This is a genomic window from Providencia sp. 21OH12SH02B-Prov, from assembly GCF_027362595.1.
GTDB classification, from domain to species: Bacteria; Pseudomonadota; Gammaproteobacteria; order Enterobacterales; family Enterobacteriaceae; genus Providencia; species Providencia zhejiangensis.
Window position 1 is genome coordinate 1,396,993 of sequence record NZ_CP114796.1, and the last position, 17,478, is coordinate 1,414,470.

Below are 17,478 nucleotides of genomic sequence, written 5' to 3' on the forward strand. Positions count from 1 at the left end.
CCTATTTTTCAGAATACAAATGTATTTTCACATAACGTTTTTAATTTATTATCATTGCTGCTTTCACATATGACTTGCCATTGAAAGGGGGAGCTATCAGTCGGGACTGTTGGTGTTAATGTGACGGATAAACTGTCGAGATTTTTGTCTGCAGTGAAATTTATCACTCCGGATGCTACATCTATATTTTTTATATATTTTCCTTTTATATTGTTGGGGATATTTTCACTCCCTGCATTACAGGCTGCGAGTGTTCCTCTATTAAAGGCACAGATCTCTATATTATTCTTATAAGGTAAAATAGTTTGCAATACATCGGTTATGGCGGCCTTTTGCATATAACCTTGATAACCGGGGATAGCAATAGCACTTAATATGGAAATTATTGCAATAACGACCATGATTTCAATTAAAGAAAATCCTTTTTGATTCATATAGCCTCCTTGTTGGGTGAGGGGATACTTTAAAATGGAAGGGATGATTATTTAATTTAATAAAATTCATTTTGCGAAAGGCTATGTAAATGAAAAATTGAAAATGACACATATTACATTTTCTTGGGAGGAGCCTCGCAAATACAGATTGAATGGAAAATAATATGTTTTATTTATTAGCGAGTATGATAGCTATAATATGTATAAAGAATAAATAGGATAAGTTGATTATAAAAATAATAGGAACCTTATTATATATTTCTATTATTTATTGCGATTAAACGAGATTAGCAAGATATGTGATAGATCCAATTTGAAAAACGCTATGGTGCGATTAAAACAGTGGATAAATAAAAGCGGCAAAAGATGCCGCGAGATGTTAATTCATAATAGTGTTTATTAACAGTGTGTGGCTAACTGTGTTTTAAATCGTTGCCAATCAAAATAAGGTCCAGGATCTGTCTTTCGATTGGGGGCGATATCGCTATGTCCCGTGATGTGGTTCTTGATTTCAGGGTATAGCGTGATAAGAGAACACGTGAGTTTGGTTAATGAATCGTACTGTGCAGTAGTAAAAGGTTCAAAATCAGTACCTTCTAGTTCAATACCAATAGAAAAATCATTACACTTTTCTTTACCTTGATAACTCGATTGTCCTGCGTGCCACGCTCGTAGATGAAAAGGAACATATTGAATAATTTCGCCATCTCGGCGAATTAAACAATGAGCAGAAACACGAAGGTGTTTAATTTCGTCGAAAAAGGGATGCTCTGTTGGATTAAGTGTTCCAGTAAAAAGTTGGTTGATATAAGACCCCCCAAACTGCCCTGGCGGGAGGCTAATGTTGTGGATCACCAAAAGAGAAGGGGACACATTTTCTGGTCGTTCATCATGATGTGGTGACGGGATATGGGTCACATTTTGCAACCAACCATTATGTATTTTCATATCCAGTGCCATAGTATTCCTTTCTATCTATTCTTCATTTGCAAACATCGCTGTGAGGAAGAAAGATTAGCATATACATAGAATAATTCGAGTTGTATGTTTGTATTCAATAACGTGTTTTTTTTGTTAAAGCGAAGAAGATGCTAAAGTAATTTGGTTGATTATTAAGCGAGAGATAGGTTTATCACACATGCCATGTGCCTTGAAGTGACAGGATAGATGGCGAATAGCACAATACAGGTATTGGAGTTTATTGATGGCGACAAGGCGTTATGACGAAAATCAAAGACGTGAAGCACTGTTTGAAAAATTAAATACTGATATTCCTTTTATGGTCACTCATGCATTAAAAGAAGACCTTGGCCAAATTGTAGATGTTCGACAAGACATCACGGGGCAATTGTTACAGCCAGCAGCCCGCGCAACTGCTCGTATTATCACGAGAGAAGATGGTGTGTTTTGTGGTCAAAAATGGTTAGAGGAAGTATTTAAGCAGCTTGGTGGGCAAATCGATATCACATGGCATGTTAATGATGGTGATAAAGTGGTTCCAAACCAGCTACTTTGTGAAATGTCAGGCCCTTCGCACATCCTATTGACTGGTGAAAGAACGGCCTTAAATTTTATTCAAACGTTGTCTTCAGTTTCCACGGTCACCGCGCAATATGTGGCACAACTTGAAGGCACTAAAGCAAAACTCTTAGATACGCGTAAAACTATTCCAGGGCTAAGAAGCGCTTTAAAATATGCAGTATTAATGGGAGGAGGATATAACCATAGACTTGGTTTATCAGATGCTTATTTAATTAAAGAAAACCATATTATTTCTGCTGGCTCAGTAGCTAAAGCTGTCACGTTGGCACGACAAGCTCATCCTGAAGTGCCAATTGAAGTTGAGGTTGAAAATTTAGATGAATTACTGCAAGCATTAAAAGTAGATGCAGATATCATCATGCTCGATAACTTTACCGTTAATATGATGAAAGAAGCCGTGGTGCTAACGGCTGGTAAAGCCGCCCTCGAAGTGTCAGGAGATGTAACATTAGACACGATCAAAGAGTTTGCAGAAACAGGCGTTGATTTCATTTCTGTCGGTGCGCTCACGAAACACATTAAAGCGATGGATCTATCGATGCGTTTTGCGGAAGAAAAATAAGTAAGCACTGATAGATAGAAGTAGATTTAACCTATTTATGAGTTTTAACCTTCTGTATATACAGCAAAACTCTCGACCTTGATGGCTAGGTAAGAGAATGACCAAAGCGAGAAAGTGCCTTATTTTCTGGCTTTGGTGTCATCGAGTGAGCCTCGATTTCTATATCGTTATTTAATAGAGACGGTGCCGACTGATCGTTTTACTGGTGCACTGAAGTGACTTTCTAGGGAAGGAACATTGAGCATGACAAAATGCGTTGACGATGTTGATTTTATTTCTATTGTAATCAACCAATCAACCAATCAACCAATCAACCAATCAACCAACCGGTTAACCGACTGACCAAGTTATAAGCAGAGTACATATTTATTTCAGGGTGTTAAACGACATTTGGCTTATCTGTGTGGAGAGAGCTTAAAATAACGACACGGCTACGCTTTGGGCTGCATTCTTGTCTGAATACGATGTAATCGGGTTGCTTGTAGATTTTTGTATGGTTAAATTTTGCTATTTTAGTGAATCCATACAACTCTTATATTGAATAAAACAACAAATAGTATGAATAGTTAGCGATATTCTTCACTCCAACTCATGTATGTTTCTTGCGCGTATCGCTTTGATTGAGAGCAGTAAGAGAATATTCATTTTTTATGAATTTAAATTCCAGATATCTGTAACTATATCGTTTCAGCTTCTTTGTTTAAGCATATAAATTCGATAGAAATGTTAAATCGACGTGTTTGTGATAGGCGAATTGGTTATCAAAACATGCTAAATTTTAAAAAAATCTGTTAAAATTTGCAGGATTTTATGATTTAGCGCAAGGTCTTTATGGACAGTTAGTGAATACTTTGTTACTTTATTAATCCATAATGAAATTGGTATTACCAATTAACACTGAGTGATACCTAATCAATAATTAATCACTAATGATCATGGCAGGTTATGGCTTACGGTAAAATTCGCCAACCAAAATTATCGGATGTCATCGAGCAGCGCCTCGAGCATCTTATTTTCGAAGGGACATTACGCCCCGGCGAAAAGCTGCCTCCTGAGCGTGAACTGGCAAAACAGTTCGACGTTTCTCGGCCATCAGTACGTGAAGCTATCCAAACCCTCGAAGCCAAAGGGCTATTATCACGCCGTCAAGGTGGTGGTACGTATGTTCAAAAACAAATGTGGCAAAGTTTTAGTGACCCACTAACCGAACTCCTTACCGGTAATCCAGAATCTCAATTCGATCTTCTTGAAACTCGTCATGCCCTTGAAGGTATAGCGGCTTATTATGCCGCATTACGCGGTACTGATGAGGATTTAGAACGTATTCGACAAAGTTATGAATTGATCATAAAAGCTCAACAAAGTGGGGATATTGATGCGGAATCTAATGCGGTTTTGCAATATCAACTTATTGTCACAGAAGCAGCACATAATGTAGTCATACTGCACTTATTACGCTGTATGGTGCCGATGTTGGAACAGAATATTCGTCAGAACTTTGAGTTTTTATATACCCGTAAAGAAATGTATAAAGCAGTTAGTGAACATCGTGCTCAGATATTCTCCGCTATAATGGCAAGAGAACCTGAGAAGGCAAGAGAAGCTTCTCATCGTCATTTAGCATTTATTGAAGAGTTACTTTTGGATATTAGCCGTGAACAAACAAGACGTGAACGCTCTTTACGTCGGTTGCAACAACATCCTGAATTAAATTAGTAATGCAGATTACTGACTGCTGCGTCTGTATTACTGTGACTACTCTCTGTGAGAGTTCTAGCGGCAACAACAGCAGGGCCTATCTTCCCGCTATTTTCTGCAAAGTAGCGCGAAGATAGGCTCCACATAAACATTAAAAAATAGATAACAGATAAGGAATACACCATGTCAGATATGTTGAAAAATGACGTGGATCCGATTGAAACTCGCGACTGGCTACAGGCGATTGAATCGGTCATCCGTGAAGAAGGTGTTGATCGTGCTCAGTTCATTATCGAACAGGTATTGAGCGAAGCGCGTAAAGGCGGTGTAAACATTGCTGCTGGTGCATCTGGTAGTTCTGATTATATCAACACAATTGCTGTTGAAGACGAGCCTGCATACCCTGGTAACATGGATTTGGAGCGCCGTATTCGCTCCGCAATTCGTTGGAACGCAGTGATGACTGTACTGCGTGCTTCTAAGAAAGATTTGGAACTGGGTGGCCATATGGCATCATACCAGTCTTCAGCGACTTTATATGAAGTTTGCTTTAACCATTTCTTCCGCGCTCATAACAATAATGATGGCGGGGATTTGGTCTTCTTCCAAGGTCATATTTCTCCAGGAATTTACGCTCGTGCATTCTTAGAAGGGCGCTTAACTGAAGAGCAGATGAACAATTTCCGTCAAGAAATTGGTGGTAAAGGTCTATCTTCTTATCCTCACCCTAAACTGATGCCTGATTTCTGGCAATTCCCAACAGTGTCAATGGGTCTTGGTCCAATTAACGCAATCTATCAAGCTAAATTCTTGAAATATCTTGATAACCGCGGTTTGAAAGATACTTCTGCACAAAGAGTCTATGCATTCTTAGGTGATGGTGAGATGGATGAGCCAGAATCTAAAGGTGCAATCACTATCGCAACTCGCGATAAGCTAGATAACCTCGTATTCGTTATTAACTGTAACTTGCAGCGTTTAGATGGCCCTGTAACAGGTAACGGCAAAATTGTTAATGAGCTAGAAGGTATCTTTAGCGGTGCTGGCTGGCAAGTTATTAAGGTTATGTGGGGTGATCGTTGGGATGAACTGCTACGTAAAGATACTAGCGGTAAACTTGTCCAATTGATGAACGAAACCCTTGATGGTGACTATCAGACCTTTAAATCACGTGATGGTGCATACGTTCGCGAGCACTTCTTTAATCGTTATCCAGAGACAGCTGCATTAGTTAAAGACATGACTGATGATGAGATTTGGGCTCTGAACCGTGGTGGTCATGATCCGAAGAAAGTCTATGCCGCATTTAAAAAAGCAGCAGATACTAAAGGTAAACCAACTGTTATTTTAGCTCAAACCATTAAAGGTTATGGTATGGGTGAAACAGCAGAAGGTAAAAACATTGCTCACCAAGTGAAAAAAATGAACATGGATGGCGTTCGTCACTTCCGTGATCAGTTCAACGTGCCAGTGGCTGATGATCAACTCGAAAAACTGCCATATGTTACGTTTGAAAAAGATTCTGAAGAATACAAATATCTGCATGAGCGTCGTCAAGCATTAGGCGGTTATCTGCCAGCGCGTCGTACTCACTTTGATGAGAAATTAGAAATCCCTACATTGTCTGATTTCAGCCAATTGCTAGAAGAGCAATCAAAAGAAATTTCAACCACTATCGCATTTGTTCGTGCGTTAAACGTGATGTTGAAAAACAACTCTATCAAAGATCGTTTAGTCCCAATCATTGCTGACGAAGCACGGACTTTCGGTATGGAAGGTCTGTTCCGTCAAATTGGTATCTATAGCCCGAAAGGTCAGCAGTATACGCCTCAGGATCGTGAGCAAGTGGCTTACTATAAAGAAGACTCTAAAGGTCAGATCCTACAAGAAGGGATTAACGAACTGGGTGCAGGTGCATCATGGTTAGCGGCTGCAACATCCTACAGCACGAATAACCTGCCGATGATCCCATTCTACATCTACTACTCCATGTTTGGTTTCCAACGTATCGGCGACCTATTGTGGGCAGCAGGTGACCAACAAGCTCGTGGTTTCTTGATTGGTGGTACTTCAGGCCGTACAACTTTAAATGGTGAAGGCTTACAACACGAAGATGGTCATAGCCATATTCAATCACTGACTATCCCTAACTGTATCTCTTATGACCCTGCTTATGCTTATGAAGTTGCAGTCATTATGCAGGACGGTTTAGAGCGTATGTATGGTGAGAAACAAGAGAACGTGTACTATTACATCACGACTCTGAATGAAAACTATCATATGCCAGCGATGCCAGAAGGTGTTGAAGAAGGTATCCGCAAAGGTATCTATAAACTGGCTTCAATTGAAGGTAGTAAAGGTAAAGTTCAGCTGTTAGGTTCTGGTTCAATGATGCGCCATGTTCGCGAAGCGGCTAACGTGCTGTCGACTGAATACGGTATCGGTTCTGATATCTATAGCGTAACCTCGTTCACTGAGTTGGCGCGTGATGGTCAAGATTGTGAGCGTTGGAATATGCTGCACCCATCTGAAGCACCACGTGTACCTTATGTTGCTCAAGTGATGAATGATGCGCCAGCTGTTGCATCAACTGACTATATGAAACTGTTTGCAGAACAGATTCGTACTTTCATCCCAGCAAGCGATTATCGTGTATTGGGTACTGATGGTTTCGGTCGTTCTGACAGCCGTGAAAACCTACGTCACCACTTTGAAGTGGATACATCTTATGTAATCGTTGCGGCGCTAGGTGAATTGGCTAAACGTGGTGAGATTGATGTTAACGTCGTTGAAGAAGCGATTAAAAAATACAACATCAACCCAGAAAAAGTTAACCCACGTCTGGCATAAGAGGTAAGAATCAATGTCTATTGAAATCCAAGTGCCTGATATCGGTGCTGATGAAGTTGAAGTCACCGAAGTGATGGTCAAAGTTGGTGATAAAGTAGAAGCAGAGCAATCACTTATCACTGTTGAAGGTGATAAAGCTTCTATGGAAGTACCATCTCCACAAGCGGGTGTGGTTAAAGAAATTAAAATTGCAGTTGGTGACAAAGTTACCACCGGTAAATTAATTATGGTATTTGAATCAGCAGAAGGTGCCGCTCCAGCGGCTCCTGCTGAGGCTCCGGCTGCACCAGCGGCGGCAGCTGCTGCTGAGTTAAAAGAAGTATCCGTACCTGATATTGGTGGTGATGAAGTTGAAGTCACTGACATCATGGTTAAAGTTGGTGATACTGTTACAGAAGAACAGTCACTCATCACTGTTGAAGGCGATAAAGCGTCTATGGAAGTTCCTGCTCCATTTGCAGGTACGGTCAAAGAAATTAAGATCGCAACAGGTGATAAGGTGAAAACTGGGTCGCTAATTATGGTCTTTGAAGTCGCCGGTTCTGCACCAGCGGCAGCACCTGCACCAGCAGCGTCAGCATCTGCACCTGCTCCAGCAGCTTCTGCAATTAAAGATGTGAATGTACCAGATATCGGTGGTGATGAAGTTGAAGTCACTGAAATCATGGTTAAAGTTGGCGATACTGTTACAGAAGAACAGTCACTCATCACTGTTGAAGGCGATAAAGCGTCAATGGAAGTACCAGCGCCATTTGCAGGTACAGTCAAAGAAATTAAGATCGCAACGGGTGATAAGGTGAAAACTGGCTCGCTGATCATGACCTTTGAAGTGGCAGGTGCAGCACCAGCGGCAGCAGCCTCTGCGGCTCCAGCTCCGGCTCCTGCATCATCGGCTCCGGCACCTGCGGCAGCGCCAGCGAAAGCGGCTGATAGCAAGAATGAATTCGTTGAAAACGAGGCTTATGTTCATGCGACACCAGTTATTCGCCGTTTAGCTCGTGAGTTTGGGGTTAACCTTGCTAAGGTAAAAGGTACTGGTCGTAAAGGTCGTATTTTACGTGAAGATGTGCAATCTTACGTTAAAGATGCGATCAAACGTGCTGAAGCGCCTGCCGCAGCGGGTGGTGGCCTGCCAGGTATGCTGCCATGGCCAAAAGTGGATTACAGCAAGTTTGGTGAAGTTGAAGAAGTTGAACTGGGCCGTATCCAAAAAATCTCCGGTGCTAACCTGAGCCGTAACTGGGTCATGATCCCTCACGTTACGCTGATGGAAGACGTTGATACTACTGATGTTGAAGAGTTCCGTAAGCAGCAGAACAAAGAAGCAGAGAAGAAACAGCTAGGTGTTAAAATTACCCCACTGGTGTTTATCATGAAAGCTGTGGCTCGTGCGCTTGAAGAAATGCCACGTTTCAATAGCTCTATTTCTGAAGATGGGCAACGCCTATTCATGAAGAAATATATCAATATTGGTATTGCGGTTGATACACCTAACGGTCTTGTTGTTCCTGTTATCAAAGATGTGAACAAAAAAGGCATCATGGAACTTTCTCGCGAACTGATGGAAGTTTCTAAGAAAGCACGTGCAGGTAAATTGACGGCTTCTGATATGCAGGGCGGATGCTTCACGATTTCTAGCCTTGGTGGTATCGGAACAACTGGTTTCGCACCAATTGTTAATGCGCCTGAAGTAGCTATTATGGGGCTATCTCGCTCTTCCATGAAACCAGTATGGAATGGCAGTGAGTTTGTACCTCGTTTAATGCTACCAATGTCACTTTCATTCGACCATCGTGTGATTGACGGTGCTGATGGTGCTCGCTTTATCACCTTAGTAGGTCAATTGATGAGCGATATTCGCCGACTGGTGATGTAATAAATAAGACCGGCTAATAGGCCGGTCTGTTTTATTTAGGCTGGGGCAGAATTTTTTACTGTTCATCCGAAACGTTGCGAGTCACGTCACGTAATGAGCCTTTTCAGGATGTTAACAATTCTGTAAACTGCTCGCGGTGTGTATTTTCCGGTGGAATAATTCGTTTTTTCGGCAGCCCGCTGGACAAAACAAAAAGAGGTCATGATGAGTACTGAAATTAAAGCCCAAGTAGTGGTACTTGGTGCAGGCCCTGCAGGGTATTCTGCGGCTTTCCGTTGCGCTGACTTAGGTTTAGATACTGTTTTAGTTGAACGTTATTCAACTCTGGGTGGAGTTTGTTTGAACGTTGGTTGTATCCCTTCTAAAGCACTATTGCATGTAGCTAAAGTGATTGAAGAGGCTAAAGCCCTCGCTGAACATGGTATTGTTTTTGGTGAGCCAAAAACGGATATTTCCAAAGTTCGCCTGTGGAAAGAAAAAGTTATTAATCAGCTGACAGGTGGTTTGGCTGGTATGGCAAAAGGCCGTAAAGTGAACGTTGTTAACGGTCTTGGTAAATTTACTGGTGCTAACACACTGGTTGTTGAAGGCGAAAACGGTAGCACAACGATCAACTTTGATAATGCGATCATAGCTGCGGGTTCACGTCCTATTCAGTTACCATTTATTCCTCATGAAGATCCACGTATTTGGGATTCAACGGATGCACTAGAACTGAAAGAAGTTCCAGAGCGTTTGTTAGTTATGGGTGGTGGTATCATCGGTCTGGAAATGGGGACTGTGTATCATGCTCTGGGTTCTCAAATTGATGTTGTTGAAATGTTTGACCAAGTCATCCCAGCGGCTGACAAAGATGTGGTTAAAGTATTCACCAAACAAATTAGTAAAAAATTCAACTTACTATTAGAAACAAAAGTGACGGCTGTTGAAGCAAGAGAAGACGGCATCTATGTTTCTATGGAAGGTAAAAAAGCACCTGCTGAACCACAACGTTATGACGCTGTGCTTGTTGCAATCGGCCGTGTACCAAATGGTAAAAACCTTGATGCAGGTAAAGCTGGCGTCGAAGTTGATGACCGTGGTTTCATCCATGTCGATAAGCAAATGCGCACGAATGTTCCTCATATTTTTGCTATCGGTGACATCGTTGGTCAACCAATGCTGGCACACAAAGGTGTTCATGAAGGGCACGTGGCAGCTGAAGTTATCTCTGGCTTGAAACACTATTTCGATCCAAAAGTTATCCCATCTATCGCTTACACTGAGCCAGAAGTTGCATGGGTAGGTCTAACAGAGAAAGAAGCGAAAGAGAAAAACATCAGCTATGAAGTCGCAACATTCCCTTGGGCTGCTTCAGGTCGTGCAATTGCTTCAGACTGTTCAGAAGGTATGACCAAACTGATTTTCGACAAGCAATCTAACCGTGTTATCGGTGGTGCGGTTGTTGGTGTTAACGGTGGCGAACTGTTAGGTGAAATTGGCCTAGCAATTGAAATGGGTTGTGATGCAGAAGATATCGCATTAACTATCCATGCTCACCCAACACTGTATGAATCAATTGGTATGGCGGCAGAAATCTACGAAGGTAGCATTACTGACTTACCAAACGCTAAAGCGAAAAAGAAAAAATAATTTCTTAAGTCGCTTTGGTAAACAGCCTTTTTAATTCGCTGTTTATCAGTAAAGTAGATAGAAGCCAATGTGGAAGCACATTGGCTTTTTGCTTTTGTATATAGGTAGTTATATTTTTTGGGTGATTATCATATTCATTTAAATAGTTTTCTTAAATAAAAAGCGTCTTTAAGAGTGAAAGATAAATCAATATTAATGATAATGCGTATTTGGCTCATGAAATATTACATTATTTGCGCTAATTACGCTTATACTTCAAGTCGCAGCGTTGTTGACTGCGCTCACTCACACTAGTCACATAGTTGCACCTCGAATTATTTAGAGTGTAGATTAGTCCTCATAACGTATATCAATAAGCAAATGCCATGAAACTGATACCCGCTGCAATTTTAATTCATGTTCCTAATGTTTCCGTAGGCTTAGCTTGGTACCAGCAAGCTTTTTCGCAAGCGGTAGCCGAGTATCTCCCTGAGTTTGATTTTACGTTATTGCATATAGGGAATTTCACCATTGAAATTGTGCAAGCGGATGAAAAGGTCAGAGAAGGTAAGCGGGGAACCGTGCTTTATTGGCAAACTGCATCTTTAGATGCTGCAATGAAACATCTAATCACTTTAGGTGCGAAACTATACCGAGGACCAATGCGAATCGATGGTAACAACCGAATGTGTCAGCTTGAAGATCCGTTTGGTAATTTAATTGGTTTAAAAGGGCAATAAAATCAATTAAAACCGTTAAAAAAATTATAACCAATCGTAATGATTTTCCTTATCAATTAGAGAGATAAATAAAATTACGATAAAAGATATAATTTGTGATAACTAATGAAAAAGGGCACAAAAGAGGGTGCGTTAACGGTATAAATGCATTATAAAAAGTGTGGCTATAGGCTCTACTGCCAGTTGTGCGCTTTTAATTAAGGTGTTGTCATGCTCTTCATCGGGGTTTGATGCCCCTTGCGGCTGATTCACTGGTCGCCTAGCTGCACCTTGAATTAACTAGAGTTTATATCTGCTTTTTGTGACTGATTATAGAATCTTAAACTAAAAACAACCTGTAATAGATGATTAGGGCCTAAAGTAAGTAGAAGTATGTTGCTTTCTTGTGAATGAATTAACATTCTATTTAAACTCTGCTATGCTGAGTGCCCGAAGCTGGACATAATTTTACTGCCATTGAGATTATGCGAGCAAATTCCTCTGACCTGGCACCGGATGATGTTTTTTCAAGATGGTGCAGACAGCCGGGTATATAAATTACAATGAAGCGAGGAGAACGTCGTGCTAGAAGATTACCGTAAGCACGTAGCCGAGCGTGCCGCTCAAGGGATTGTCCCTAAGCCATTAGATGCTGCACAAGTAGCTGCACTAGTAGAACTACTGAAAAACCCACCTAAAGGTGAAGAAGATTTCCTGTTAGACCTGCTGACCAACCGTGTGCCCCCTGGTGTTGACGAAGCAGCTTATGTTAAAGCCGGCTTTTTAGCGGCTATCGCGAAAGGCGAAACCGCCTCACCTCTTATCTCCCCTGAAAAAGCGATTGAGCTGCTTGGTACAATGCAGGGCGGATACAATATTCATGCACTCATTGAAGCGTTAGACGATGCGAAGCTTGCGCCAATAGCCGCTAAAGCACTGTCACATACTCTGCTGATGTTTGATAACTTCTATGATGTTGAAGAAAAAGCGAAAGCCGGAAATGAATACGCCAAACAAGTTATAGAATCTTGGGCAAATGCAGAATGGTTCTTAGAGCGCCCAGAGCTCGCCGAAAAATTAACCGTGACCGTATTTAAGGTAACTGGTGAAACAAACACCGATGATCTTTCCCCTGCACCAGATGCTTGGTCACGCCCAGATATTCCATTGCATGCGCTAGCCATGTTGAAAAACCCACGTGATGGTATTGAACCTGATGATGCGGGTAATGTTGGTCCAATTAAACAAATCGAAGCTTTGAGCGAGAAAGGTTTTCCTTTAGCTTATGTGGGGGATGTTGTTGGTACGGGCTCCTCTCGTAAGTCAGCGACTAACTCAGTGCTATGGTTTATGGGTGACGACATTCCATTTGTACCAAACAAACGTGGTGGTGGCGTGGTACTTGGTGGCAAAATTGCCCCAATCTTCTTTAACACGATGGAAGATGCGGGTGCACTGCCGATCGAAGTCGATGTGTCTAAGCTGAATATGGGTGATGTCATTGATATCTATCCTTATAAAGGTGAAGTTCGTCACCATGAAACGGGTGAATTACTTGAAACATTTGCACTGAAAACGGATGTTTTAATTGATGAGGTTCGTGCTGGTGGCCGTATTCCTCTGATTATTGGTCGTGGTTTGACAGCCAAAGCCCGTGAATCTCTCGGCTTAGAACCGACCAAAGTATTCCGTCATGCTAAATCTGTTGCACAAAGTCATCGTGGCTTCTCTTTAGCGCAAAAAATGGTAGGTCGTGCTTGTGGTCGTCCTGGTATTCGCCCTGGTGAATACTGTGAACCGAAAATGACTTCTGTTGGCTCGCAAGATACTACGGGTCCAATGACTCGCGATGAGCTGAAAGATTTAGCATGTCTAGGCTTCTCCGCTGATTTGGTTATGCAGTCATTCTGTCATACTGCGGCTTATCCAAAACCTGTCGATGTGACAACTCACCATACGCTCCCTGATTTTATTATGAACCGTGGTGGTGTTTCCTTACGTCCGGGGGATGGTATCATCCACTCATGGCTAAACCGTATGCTGTTGCCTGATACAGTTGGTACAGGTGGTGACTCACATACACGTTTCCCAATTGGTATTTCTTTCCCTGCCGGTTCTGGCCTAGTGGCATTTGCTGCTGCAACGGGCGTCATGCCGCTTGATATGCCAGAGTCAGTATTGGTGCGTTTTAAAGGTGAAATGCAGCCGGGGATCACTTTGCGTGATCTGGTGCATGCGATCCCGCTATATGCAATCAAAGATGGTTTATTGACGGTTGAGAAAAAAGGTAAGAAAAACATTTTCTCGGGCCGTATTCTAGAAATTGAAGGTTTACCTGAGCTGAAAGTCGAGCAAGCTTTTGAATTAGCAGATGCCTCTGCTGAACGTTCTGCCGCGGGCTGTACGATTAAACTGGATAAAGCGCCAATCATTGAATATCTGCAATCAAATATTGTTCTATTGAAATGGATGATATCTGAAGGTTATGGCGATCGTCGTACGATTGAGCGTCGTATTAGAGGCATGGAAAGCTGGTTAGCCGATCCACAATTGTTAGAAGCTGATGCTGATGCTGAATATGCCGCGGTGATTGAAATTGATCTTAATGAAATTAAAGAACCAATTTTATGTGCGCCGAACGATCCTGATGATGCTCGCTTACTGTCTGATGTGCAAAATGAAAAAATCGATGAAGTCTTCATTGGTTCTTGCATGACTAACATTGGCCATTTCCGTGCAGCAGGTAAATTGCTCGATCAGCATAAAGGTCAGTTACCGACACGCCTATGGGTTGCTCCGCCAACTAAGATGGATGCAGCGCAATTAACTGAAGAAGGTTATTACAGTGTGTTTGGTAAGAGCGGGGCGCGTATCGAAGTTCCTGGCTGCTCGTTATGCATGGGGAACCAAGCGCGTGTTGCCGATGGTGCAACAGTTGTATCAACTTCAACACGTAATTTCCCTAACCGATTAGGTACAGGCGCTAATGTATTCTTAGCCTCTGCTGAATTAGCCGCTGTAGCGTCTCTATTAGGTCGCTTACCAACGCCTTCAGAGTACTTGCAGTTTATGGATAAAGTTGATGAGACTGCTGCTGATACTTATCGTTACTTAAACTTTGATCAGTTAGAACAGTACACCGAGAAAGCTGATGGCGTGATTTTCCAAACCGCCGTGTAGTTTTCATCTGGAAGAAAGTAACAGCCTCGAATTTATTTCGGGGCTTTTTTTTACTCTAAAAATGATATTAATTACCTATTTTATGTACAGCAATAATATAGAAAGGATAAAGTTATCCTATTAGATAAGTTAATTTATAAATATAAAACTTATCGAATTCATCATTATTCGATTAAATAATAAAGAACATGAATTTAATAAATTGTTAGTGTTATTACAAATACCGTCTTATTTTGAATGACTAAAATGGTCAATATAATAATGTTACTCTCACATCTGATAAGTAAAGTAATGATATATGACCTTTCTATCTCATTGATAAATATAATTAAATATATTGAGTTTAAATATATGTATGTTTTTATCGATAATTATACACTCCATTTGCGTATAATTTGTTAGTAAATATTAACAACTGTTAAATAAAAATAAATAAAGAGTTTAATATTATTTTTTTGTTCATAATACGTCATTTTTAATTTTATAAACTAGATGGGATGGTGTGTGAAATTAAGAAAGTAGTATATTGTCCTGTTTTTCATGATGAAATTTTTTGTTACATTTGTTTTTGTATCTGTCTATCTAGGTTTTACGTCTATTAGGTGTAATATGAATTAGTGTATAAATTGCCTATAATGTTTGCATCTGTGAAGCAGTAGGGGAATTAATAAATTTGAAGGTGAGATAAATCTTATTCATTAAATTTTCATTGTTTATAAGCCATCTAAAAAAGAGTGATGTTTTATTTGTTATTAAAATTTAATGAGTGTCTGAATATAATCTTTATTGGATGAAAGTAATTTTTATTACTGATTATGTAGTCTTATTAATGGCTGATATTCATTATTAGCTAGGGTTTTGTTTTTATTTTTTTTTATATTAAATTAAAGGTCAAAAAAATGTTTAAGAAAACTTTGTGTGCATTGTCGTTAATTTCTGTTTCATGTGCAGCTTTATCTGCTCCAGTTGCTAATTTAAAAGTAACAGGTTCAATAACACCACCGACATGTACTATTAATAATCAAAATGAAATTGATGTGGAATATAAATTTGATGTTGCACCACAGATGTTCCCTGCTACTGGTGCTTTAGTTTTACCTCCTGAATCTAAAAGAATTGAAATAGTCTGTGATGCAACAACCTATTTAAGTTTTGATGCTACAGATAATCGTAGTGATAGCGTTATGACGGTAGGAAATGGTAACTTTGGTTTAGGTAAATATGGTACTGATAATGATAAAAACATTGGTTTTTATACTATCGCTATGAAAAATGCAACGACCAAAGCAAATGCTGATGCAACAGAAAAGAAAGTAGGTGTGTTAGTTGGAACAATCTATAATGCAACTGAGCTTTCAGTAGTGAAAAATAGAAAAGCATCTTGGGGATTAGCCTCACAGGTACCTGCAGCTGCACAAATTTTTGCAGCTGACTTTGAAGTGAAACCAACATTAAGTGCAGAACTAAAGAACTATTCTGGTGATGTATCTTTAGATGGTCATACAACATTGTCATTTGGTTTTTCTATTTAATTTTACATAGATAAAGGTGGGCCTTGTGGGGCCTACCTTACTGAATAAGGTTACGGATAAAGATGAACAATTCAGTGAAATATGTAGCGTTATTACCATTATTTTTTTTAAGTGCAAGCCATGCTGATGTTGATGCAAATTTAAAAATTATGGGAACAGTAAAACCACCAACGTGTAGTATTAATAATGGAGATGAAAGTGATATTGAATATAAATTTACGGTATCTCCACAAATGTTTCCTACGACAGATAATTTAAATCTAGCACCAGAAACTAAACGTATTGAAATAATTTGTGATGCTACAACAGTTTTAAATTTTATGGCGACAGATAATCGTAGCGATAGTGTTTTAATTAAAGGTACTCGTAATTTATTTGGTTTAGGTAAGTATGGTACTGATAATAGCAAAAACATTGGTTATTATTCGATTAAGATGAAAAATGCGACAACGAAAGCAAATAGCGATGCTGAGGAAACTAAAGTCGGGATTGCATCTGGTTATAGTTTTAATGATTCGCAATTAGATGTCTATGTTGGAAAAAAAGTATTTTGGGCATCTAAATTTGCACAATTCGCTGCTGCGCAAATTTTTGCAGCTGATTTTGAAGTAATACCAGTATTAAATGGTGCTTTAAAGGATTTTTCTGGTGATGTGTCTTTAGATGGCCATGCCACTTTAGCGTTTAGTTTTTCTATTTAACCTAATGCTGAAGTTAATTATATACTCTATCTATTATGTAAGTGACTGAGGTTATTGATTTATTCATGAATAAGTTGACAAAATGTATTACACTATTTCCATTATTAGTTTCAGGCATGAGTTATGGTGATATTAATGCAAACTTAAAAGTTAATGGCGATATTAAGCCACCAACATGTTTAGTTAATGGGATGGAAAAAACAGATATTATTTATGATATGGGAAAATTATCTCTTGATGTCATACCGGTATCTGATATGTATATATTCCCTAGCGAATCATTAGTTAAAAACACGGTAACAGTGACATGTGACGCAACAACCTATTTAACGTTTATGGCGAATGATACATACCAAAGCTTAAACTTACCGGCTACTCCGTTAAAGTCATCATACGGTCATATCTATTTCCGTTTTAATGTGGGGGAGCCTCAAGCCCTAGGTGGAGTGTATTTTTTACTTGAGGATCTAGAAGTAGATAACAAGGCTGTTTATGCTCGTCGCCTTTATAGCAATATAAAGCCCACTTCTGGGATTAGAGACAATACACTGACCAAAGATGAATATTATGGCTGGGCTAATGTAGCAAAGGAAACTGTTGATACATCTGAATTTCAAGAATCACTCGTTCCTGGGAAAGTCTTTTCCGTATCATTTAAACAAGGTGGTGCGTTTATTAATTCAAGAACTGACTTATCTAAAGCCAATATTAATCTAAATGATGGCGTAAATTATAACGCTGAAGCTGTGATTACATTTAACTTTGGCATCTAA

General features: G+C 40.0%; 12 protein-coding genes. 10 read left to right on the top strand and 2 right to left on the bottom strand.

Translation table 11 applies throughout. The annotated features are described in order from the left end of the window. Nucleotides 1-8 precede the first annotated feature (8 nt). Both ppdD and ampD read right to left on the bottom strand, forming a co-directional pair. On the bottom strand, nucleotides 9-434 hold the full coding sequence (ppdD, locus tag O7C57_RS06640; RefSeq protein WP_154635759.1) for a prepilin peptidase-dependent pilin: 426 nt from the start codon (nucleotides 432-434) through the stop codon (nucleotides 9-11). Between the two features lie 399 nt (nucleotides 435-833). Then, a complete protein-coding gene (gene ampD / locus O7C57_RS06645) occupies nucleotides 834-1,382 on the bottom strand; it encodes a 1,6-anhydro-N-acetylmuramyl-L-alanine amidase AmpD (RefSeq protein WP_250000490.1) in 549 nt (182 codons plus the stop codon). A gap of 256 nt (nucleotides 1,383-1,638) precedes the next feature. Here ampD and nadC point away from each other — a divergent pair, with 256 nt between their 5' ends. The 10 genes from nadC to O7C57_RS06695 all read left to right on the top strand — a co-directional run bounded on the left by nadC (nucleotide 1,639) and on the right by O7C57_RS06695 (nucleotide 17,478). Next, on the top strand, nucleotides 1,639-2,538 hold the full coding sequence (gene nadC, locus O7C57_RS06650) for a carboxylating nicotinate-nucleotide diphosphorylase (protein WP_154625097.1): 900 nt from the start codon (nucleotides 1,639-1,641) through the stop codon (nucleotides 2,536-2,538). Between the two features lie 945 nt (nucleotides 2,539-3,483). Then, a complete protein-coding gene (pdhR, locus tag O7C57_RS06655) occupies nucleotides 3,484-4,254 on the top strand; it encodes a pyruvate dehydrogenase complex transcriptional repressor PdhR (protein ID WP_154625096.1) in 771 nt (256 codons plus the stop codon). A gap of 165 nt (nucleotides 4,255-4,419) precedes the next feature. Continuing rightward, complete coding sequence (gene aceE / locus O7C57_RS06660) at nucleotides 4,420-7,086, top strand: pyruvate dehydrogenase (acetyl-transferring), homodimeric type (protein WP_196713371.1); 2,667 nt, start codon at nucleotides 4,420-4,422, stop codon at nucleotides 7,084-7,086. Between the two features lie 13 nt (nucleotides 7,087-7,099). Beyond that, on the top strand, nucleotides 7,100-8,962 hold the full coding sequence (gene aceF / locus O7C57_RS06665) for a pyruvate dehydrogenase complex dihydrolipoyllysine-residue acetyltransferase (protein WP_269723795.1): 1,863 nt from the start codon (nucleotides 7,100-7,102) through the stop codon (nucleotides 8,960-8,962). Nucleotides 8,963-9,166: 204 nt separating this feature from the next. Further along, a complete protein-coding gene (gene lpdA, locus O7C57_RS06670; RefSeq protein WP_154625094.1) occupies nucleotides 9,167-10,594 on the top strand; it encodes a dihydrolipoyl dehydrogenase in 1,428 nt (475 codons plus the stop codon). 365 nt (nucleotides 10,595-10,959) lie between these two features. Further along, the gene (locus tag O7C57_RS06675; protein ID WP_154625093.1) at nucleotides 10,960-11,313 is read left to right on the top strand and encodes a VOC family protein; all 354 of its coding nucleotides are present in this window, start codon (nucleotides 10,960-10,962) and stop codon (nucleotides 11,311-11,313) included. A 561-nt stretch (nucleotides 11,314-11,874) separates the two neighbouring features. Further along, nucleotides 11,875-14,472, top strand: coding sequence for a bifunctional aconitate hydratase 2/2-methylisocitrate dehydratase (gene acnB / locus O7C57_RS06680; RefSeq protein ID WP_163860905.1), 2,598 nt, complete (start codon nucleotides 11,875-11,877; stop codon nucleotides 14,470-14,472). 899 nt (nucleotides 14,473-15,371) lie between these two features. Further along, nucleotides 15,372-16,004, top strand: coding sequence for a fimbrial protein (locus tag O7C57_RS06685; RefSeq protein WP_163860906.1), 633 nt, complete (start codon nucleotides 15,372-15,374; stop codon nucleotides 16,002-16,004). 62 nt (nucleotides 16,005-16,066) lie between these two features. Continuing rightward, nucleotides 16,067-16,705 (top strand): fimbrial protein, encoded by a 639-nt coding sequence (locus O7C57_RS06690; RefSeq protein ID WP_251463853.1) that lies wholly within the window; start codon nucleotides 16,067-16,069, stop codon nucleotides 16,703-16,705. 65 nt (nucleotides 16,706-16,770) lie between these two features. Beyond that, nucleotides 16,771-17,478, top strand: coding sequence for a type 1 fimbrial protein (locus O7C57_RS06695; protein WP_269723796.1), 708 nt, complete (start codon nucleotides 16,771-16,773; stop codon nucleotides 17,476-17,478).